Origin of the sequence: Mesorhizobium sp. M2A.F.Ca.ET.067.02.1.1, assembly GCF_004023285.1 — a bacterium.
Taxonomy (GTDB): domain Bacteria; phylum Pseudomonadota; class Alphaproteobacteria; order Rhizobiales; family Rhizobiaceae; genus Mesorhizobium.
Genome location: NZ_RZSB01000313.1, coordinates 1 through 6539, shown reverse-complemented (window position 1 = coordinate 6539; position 6539 = coordinate 1). Strand labels below are relative to the sequence as shown.

The window sequence follows — 6539 nt, the reverse complement described above, 5'->3', positions numbered from 1 at the left end:
GTGCCGAGATTGATCAGCATGACGCCGACCTTGCCCTGCTTCACCGCCGGGTGGCCGGCAGGCAGCGGACCAGCGGTCTTCGCGGTCTTGACATCGGTGGGGCTTGCAAGCGTCATCAACGGTCTCTGGTAGCGGCGCGGAAACTAGCGATGCCCTGCCGGTTTTCAATGCCGCGTCTGGCCGCACCTTACCGTGTTTGGCACCGGAAAAGGAACACCCGCCCGTTTCCGGGCGGGTGCCATGAATTCCGGGCTGCCGCTTACTTCGCCGCCGGCGGAATGGTCAGCGTCGCGCCAAGCGGCAGGCGACGCGGCTTAAAGTCCTTGTTGGCCTCGGAGATGAGCTTCCACTTGGTGGCGTCGCCATAGGCTTTCCTGGCCAGGTCCCAATAGGTATCGCCGGCGGCGATGGTATGGCTGGTTTCCGCCGGCTTGGTTTCAGCGCGTTTGGCCGGCTCGCCGGCGGGAGCAGGGGTCGCCGGCGCAGCCTCGGCAGGCTTTGCCGGTTCCGCGGTCGGCGCCGTCTCAGCGGGAACCGCCGGCGCCGTGCCGGCAATGTCGCTGGAGCCGGAAGGCATAGCCGGCATGGCAGGCTCAGCGTTCGCCGGAGCGGTCTCGGCCGGCTTTGCCGCCTCGGCCGCAGGCGCCTGGGCGGTTTCGGCAGGCTTTGCCGGTTCCGCGGGCTTGGCCGGCTCGGCCGCCGTCGTTGCCGCAATCTCGGTGATGCGGCCGTCGAGCTTCGGCGTGTAAGGCCGATGCGCGCCCAGATAGTCGGCCACCACTTGCTCGAGGCCTGGGCCGTAGTCATAGGCATCCGTGGCCTTCTCGGCGAAAACCTTGTAGCCGTCGCCGCCCTGCCGGACATAGTTGTTGGTGGCGACCAGATACTGCTTGTCGGGATTGATCGGCGCCCAGGCGCCGTTCTCCATCACCTCGACCGATTTGACGCGGCCGGCGTTGGGCGCGACCGACTTGTCGAAGGAATATTTCAGCCCGGCGACCTGCGGGAAGCGGCCAGCGCCGTCCTCGACCTGGCTGAGACCGCTTTCGAGGCCCGCGACAAGGTCCTTGCCGGAGATCTTGAAGGTGGCCAGCGTGTTCTGGAACGGCAGCACGGTCAGCACCTCGCCCATGGTCACCGTGCCCTGGTCGATCGAGGCGCGCAGGCCGCCGCCGTTCGAGATGACGATTTCGACGCCCTGGCCTTTGGTGCGGTCGAGGATGGCGTCGGAGACAAGATTGCCCATCTCGCATTCGCGCGCGCGGCAATTCTCGCGGCTGCCATCGATCGCCTTGGTGGTCTCGGCCACTTCCTTGTTCTTCAGCGCCTCGATCGGCGCGCCGAGCTCCTTGATGCGGGCAAGGACAGCGGGATCGGGCGTGATCGACTTGTCGAGATAGATCGGCGCGCCGCTGGCCTCCTTGACGTTGCCATTGTCGTCGAACACGACCTTGAACTCGCCGAGATATTTCGAATAGGACGCCGCCTGCACCACCGGCACCTTGGAACCGTCCGGGTTATCGGCCATGGTCGGGTAGGGGCCTTCGGCCTTCGGGTCGGTGTTGGACAGGAGCGTGTGGCTGTGGCCGCCGACCACCACGTCGATCCCCGGGATCTTGGCGATCACGTCGCGTTCTCGCCTGTAGCCGATGTGGGTGACCGCGATGATCTTGTTGATGCCTTGCGCCTTGAGCTTCTCGACGTCGGCCGTGATCGATTTGACGTCATCGGCGATGGCGATGTTCGGGCCGGGCGAGGCGAGTTCCGGCGTGTCGTTGGTGACGGCGCCGATGATGCCGATCTTCTGGCCGCCGACCTCGACGACGATCGAGGACTTGATCTTGCCCGACGCGCCGGACTTGTCGTTGGGCATGACATTCGCGCTGACGATCGGAAACTTAGCCTTGTCGAGGTAAGGCACCAGTGCTGTCTCGCCGTCGTCGAATTCGTGGTTGCCGAGCGTCACCGCGTCGGGCTTGATCTGATTGAGGAACTCCTCCTCTACTGCACCCTTGTAAGTGGTGTAGAAGAGCGAGCCCTGGAAGCTGTCGCCGGCATTGAGCAGCAGCACGTTCTGCCCTTCGAGCTTCTTGCGCTCCCCAGCGATCGCGGTGATCAGCCGGCCGGCGCCGCCGATGCATTCGCCCTTGGTCTCCTCTTCGGCGGAACAGGTCGACTCGTATTTGTTGTTGCCTTCGATGCGGCTGTGCCAGTCGTTGAAATGCAGGATGTTCAGCGTGTAGTCGGCAAAGGACACGCCGGCCGACAGGCCAAGCGTCGAAGCGGAAAGGGCTAGGATGGCGGCAATCTTCTTCATCTTCGTCTCCCGGATAAGCTGACTTCGACAGTGCTTAACGCCTTCGCTTGACTGGAAAATAACAGTCAGCCTCGGGTCATGTTCACATCGGGTCCCGGCCGATGCAAGCACAAATCGGGGAGATGTTTGCCGGCACAAAAAAGGACGGCGGTTTGCGCCGCCGTCCTTTTTGGATGGATGTCTGCGAGCCTCAGGCCCGGCGCGTCAGCACGAAATTCTGGCCGCTGGCGCTGGTGCAGTTGAGCTGGCTGATCGAGACCATCAGGCAGTTGAAGCTGACCGGCGTCTGGCGGATCAGCGAGGTGCCGTGGATCTCGACCGAGGTCGGTCCGGTCAAGGTGTAGCTGCCTTCCGACAGCTTCTGGCCGGTGTCAGTGGCAACGGTGGTGAAGCTGCCAGCCGCGAAGGTCGACAGGCCGGTGCCCTTGGCGTCGATCCAGTTGCCCTCGACGCCCTTCGGCGCAGCTGCGCCCGGTGGTTCCGATGGGCCGGTGGTGGTGCAGGCGGCCGCAGCCAGCAGGCTTGCCGCGGCGCCTGCCGAAAGCAGTTTGCGCGCAATGGTCATTCTTGAAAATCCTCTCCTCAGTCCGCACCCTCTCAATCGCCCGATTTCCGGGCGATTGCAAGGCGCTGCCACTGGTCAGTCCCGGCTCTATCGGACCAGAATGTTGCGGAACTGCCACGGGTCGTCCTTGTCCAGGTCCTCTGGGAAGAGGCCCGGGCGGTTGTCCAGAGGAGTCCAGTCGGTATAGTAGCCCCTGACCGGCCCGAGATAAGGCGACTGCACTTCGAGGCAGCGCCGGTAGTCCATCTCGTCGGCTTCCACGATGCCGGCCGCCGGGTTCTCAAGCGCCCAGACCATGCCGGCGAGCACCGCCGAGGTGACCTGCAAGCCGGTGGCGTTCTGGTAGGGGGCGAGCTTGCGCGCCTCGGCCAGCGACAATTGCGAGCCGTACCAGTAGGCGTTCTTGTCGTGGCCGTAGAGCAGCACGCCGAGCTCGTCGACGCCGTCGACCAGTTCGTTCTCGTCAAGCACGTGGTGGACCGGCTGCGGCTTGCCGGCGGCGCCGAACATCTCGTCCAGCGACAGCAAGGCGTCGTTGCAGGGATGGTAGGCGTAATGGCAGGTCGGACGATATTGGACCTTGCCCTTCTTCGAACGCACGGTGAAGAAGTCGGCGATCGAGATCGACTCGTTATGGGTCACCAGCAGGCCGTATTGCGCGCCCGGCGTCGGGCACCAGCTGCGAACGCGCGTGTTGGCGCCGGGCTGCTCCAGATAGATCGCCGCCTTGGAGCCATGCTTGTGCTTCTTGCCATTCTTCGGCATCCAGTTTTCATGCGTGCCCCAGCCGAGCTCGGCCGGCTGCAGGCCTTCCGAGATGAAGCCTTCGACCGACCAGGTGTTCCAGAACACATTCATCGGCTTTGGCTTCTTGGTGCGCTGGGTGTCGCGCTCGGCGATGTGGATACCCTTGACGCCGGCCTTCTTCATCAGCCTGGCCCAGCCCTCGCGATCTTCCTGGGCGGGCTCCGAAAACTCGAGCCCGAGATCGGTGGCAAGGTTAACCAGCGCCTTCTTGACGAACCACGAGACCATGCCGGGATTGGCGCCGCAGGTGGAGACCGCCGTCGGGCCGCCGGGCTTGTCCTGCTTTTCCTTGATCATCGCCTCGCGCAGCGCGTAGTTGGTGCGGCTGGCATTGTCGGCCTCGGCGTCGAAATAGAACCCCAGCCACGGCTCGACGACGGTGTCGATGTAAAGCACGCCGAGCTTGCGGCACAATTTCATCAGGTCGACCGAACCGGTGTCGACCGACAGGTTGACGCAAAAGCCCTGGCCGCCGCCATTGGTCAGAAGCGGCGTCAGCAGCTTCTTGTAATTCTTCTCGGTCACAGCGTCCTGCATGAAGGCGATGCCGCGCTCGTCAAGCAGCTTGCGGTCGGTGTCGAGAGGGTCGATGACCGTCATGCGCGACTTGTCGAACTTGAAATGGCGTTCGATCAGCGGCAGCGTTCCCCGCCCGATCGAGCCGAAGCCGATCATCACGACGGGACCGGTGATTTCACCGTAAACGGGCCAGTTTTCATTCGCCATTTTTTCGCACACTCCTTCAAACACGCGCAAAACCGGGCGCCTTTGGCCCGACGGCCAAGCGCTACACCACAGATCATTGTCATAAACCAGCGAAAAGCGCCAACCGCCGGCTAGGCCGTTCTGGGCGTGTGGTTAAGCCGATCCGGCCATGCGGCCGAGGAGTGCAACCAGCCGGTCGCGGTCGGCAGTCAGCCCCTTATAGTCGAGCTGTTGCTGGTCGAGGGCCAGGAGCTGCTCCGCGAAGGAGGCCGCCAATGTCGCCCGGTCCGGATGGTCAGCGAGCAGCTTAAGCGGATCGAGGTGGATGCGGATGGTGAAGAGGATGTCGCGCGACACTGGAAGCTTGCGCAGCGTCTGGCGTTCGACGCGGATGAAGGCGTGGGCGTTGACGTCGCCGTCCGGAAAGCGGCTCGGGCGGTTCGTGGCGCGGTCGATGCGCTCGACATTGGAAAGCGGATGGTACAGCCTGTCATCGGCCTGGATCGACCAGTTGAAGCGCTCGACCGCCTGGCCCTGCAGGCCGTCGAACATGCGGTTGATGAGCTCAGCCGGCCGCGTGCCTGGTCCGAAGCCGGGTACCGGTTCGTGGATCTCCTGCAGCGGCTTGCCGAATTTTTCCCGCAGCGACCAGGATGAAGGAAAGCATAGCGAGCCGGCAGCGAGCCGCCAGCCGCGCTCGTCGCGGCGCATCAGGATCAGGTCTTCCTGGACGAGCAGCGAGGCCTTTGCCAGCGGTGCCTCGCGCAAGGCAGGAGGCAGCCGGTCGGTTATACCCTCGAACCCGGCCGGCTCGACACCGGCTCCGTTGCGGTGGTGGGTTACGGGATGCGCGGCTTCGAGATGGGCGACGAGCAGGTCGAGCACTTCGCGCTGAGCGTCACGGGTGCCGTCTTCCTCGACAAAGACCCTTTCCGGGATTTCCGCGTAGAGCCGCTGCTTTTCGGCGAGATGGGGCAGCAGGAACTCGTCGACCTCGATCCAGCGGTCGAAATCGAGCGGCTTCAGCCCGATGCTGAAGAGCTTCGAGGACCCGTCATAGGGCGTATGGGTCGGGCGGCGGATGCCTGTTTGGGTGTTATCCAGTTTGTGTCTCCAGCGTGGTCAGCCAAGCCGCGCCGGGATCAGCCCGCGCAGCGAGTTGCCGACGAAGATCGCCTTCGCCGCCTTCAGATCGTCGAAGCTGTAGATCGCTTCCTCGGCGCGGCCTTCGTCCAGAAGCTCGCCGCGCAATATTCCAGGCAAAAGGCCGCAGTCGAGGCGGGGCGTGGCGAGCGGACCGTTGCCCAAATCGGCGAAGAGATTGGTGATCGTGCCCTCACAGATCTCGCCGCGCTCGTTGGCTAAAAGCACTTCGTCGGCGCGCGTGGCGAGATATTCCGCGCGGGCATGCGTGTAGACCTGACGCAGGCTGATCTTGTGGCGCAGCATCGTGTTGGTGGAATCGAGACGGATTCGCGCCAACTGCAGCCGCCAGACCTTGTCCACGGGCAGCGGTTCATAGGCTTGAGCGGCAGCCGTCACTTCGCCATTGCGCCGCAAGGCAAGGCGCACGCGCAAGGCAATCCCGTGTCCGTTGACGGTGTTCGACAGCACTTCGCCGATCCGTTCGGGATCGCAGGCGAAGCCGAGCTCGGCGGCGGACGCATAAAGCCTGGCGAGATGGCGCTCGAACCGCAGGAAGCCTGAACCCGGCTCCCAGCGCATGGTCTCGATCAGCTCGAAGCCGGCACCGTTCCCGTCGCGAAGCGCGCTTTCAACAGACACTCCCGATACTCCTCCTCGGCGGTGGAATCGAAGACGACGCCGCCGCCGACATTGTAGACGGCCTCGCCGTCGGCAAAGAGCGAGATGGTGCGGATCGCTACCGAAAAACGCATCCTGCCGCCCGGCGCGATCCAGCCGATGGCGCCGCAATAGACGTCGCGCGGCGCGTCTTCCAGCTCGTGCAGGATTTCCATGGCGCGGATTTTTGGCGCGCCGGTGATCGAGCCGCAAGGAAACAGCGCGGCGAAGACCTGGCGGATGCCGATGTCCGGCAGAAGCTTCGCCCGCACGCGGCTCACCATCTGGTGCACCGTCGGATAGGACTCGATACGGAACAGTTCCGGCACGTCCAGCGTACCC

At 64.1% G+C, this 6539-nt stretch carries 6 protein-coding genes; all 6 read right to left on the bottom strand.

The window, feature by feature from the left end; translation table 11 throughout:
• Positions 1-259 precede the first annotated feature (259 nt).
• Positions 260-2317, bottom strand: a complete 2058-nt coding sequence (locus EOA28_RS20430) for a bifunctional UDP-sugar hydrolase/5'-nucleotidase (RefSeq protein WP_127249790.1) — start codon at positions 2315-2317, stop codon at positions 260-262.
• 190 nt (positions 2318-2507) lie between these two features.
• The gene (locus tag EOA28_RS20425; protein WP_126081471.1) at positions 2508-2882 is read right to left on the bottom strand and encodes a hypothetical protein; all 375 of its coding nucleotides are present in this window, start codon (positions 2880-2882) and stop codon (positions 2508-2510) included.
• A gap of 87 nt (positions 2883-2969) precedes the next feature.
• A complete protein-coding gene (locus EOA28_RS20420) occupies positions 2970-4415 on the bottom strand; it encodes a homospermidine synthase (RefSeq protein ID WP_127249789.1) in 1446 nt (481 codons plus the stop codon).
• A 132-nt stretch (positions 4416-4547) separates the two neighbouring features.
• The gene (locus EOA28_RS20415; protein ID WP_127249788.1) at positions 4548-5477 is read right to left on the bottom strand and encodes a DUF3445 domain-containing protein; all 930 of its coding nucleotides are present in this window, start codon (positions 5475-5477) and stop codon (positions 4548-4550) included.
• A 39-nt stretch (positions 5478-5516) separates the two neighbouring features.
• Positions 5517-6179, bottom strand: a complete 663-nt coding sequence (locus EOA28_RS20410) for an aminotransferase class IV family protein (protein WP_127249787.1) — start codon at positions 6177-6179, stop codon at positions 5517-5519.
• Positions 6128-6539: chorismate-binding protein (locus EOA28_RS20405; RefSeq protein WP_189342112.1), on the bottom strand; the 412-nt coding region annotated here is incomplete at its 5' end. The genes EOA28_RS20405 and EOA28_RS20410, both read right to left, overlap by 52 nt.